Origin of the sequence: Rothia sp. (in: high G+C Gram-positive bacteria) (assembly GCF_030540545.1) — a bacterium.
GTDB lineage: Bacteria > Actinomycetota > Actinomycetes > Actinomycetales > Micrococcaceae > Rothia.
This window is the reverse complement of sequence record NZ_JAUNVZ010000123.1, coordinates 1-271: the sequence shown is the minus strand read 5'-3', so window position 1 is coordinate 271 and position 271 is coordinate 1. Positions and strand designations below refer to the sequence as shown.

Here is a 271-nt window from a genome sequence, read left to right as displayed (position 1 = left end):
ACCGGGGGTGATGCCGCGAGCTTTAAGCGCCTCAACGCGCTCAGTCAGCTCATTCTTAATGGCCGCGGCGGTGGCTTTGCCGTCGAGAATCTGTGGCATGATGAGTTCCTTCCTTGGTGTCATACACCAGCCTGCAGGCCGGTGCCTTGGTTATTTGTTCCGTCCCGGGTGGTTCCGGGGCGAGCTGGTTGTGTGTGCGTGCTCAAAGACCCCACCCGGCGAGGTGCCGTGGCGGGGTCTTTAAGGGGTCTACCAGTTTTCGCTTCCCACG

General features: G+C 60.9%; 1 pseudogene. It reads right to left on the bottom strand.

Annotation, left to right across the window (positions count from 1 at the left end):
* A pseudogene (locus Q4P78_RS09375) lies at nt 1-99 on the bottom strand (bifunctional methylenetetrahydrofolate dehydrogenase/methenyltetrahydrofolate cyclohydrolase); the annotation flags it as partial.
* Nucleotides 100-271 lie beyond the last annotated feature (172 nt).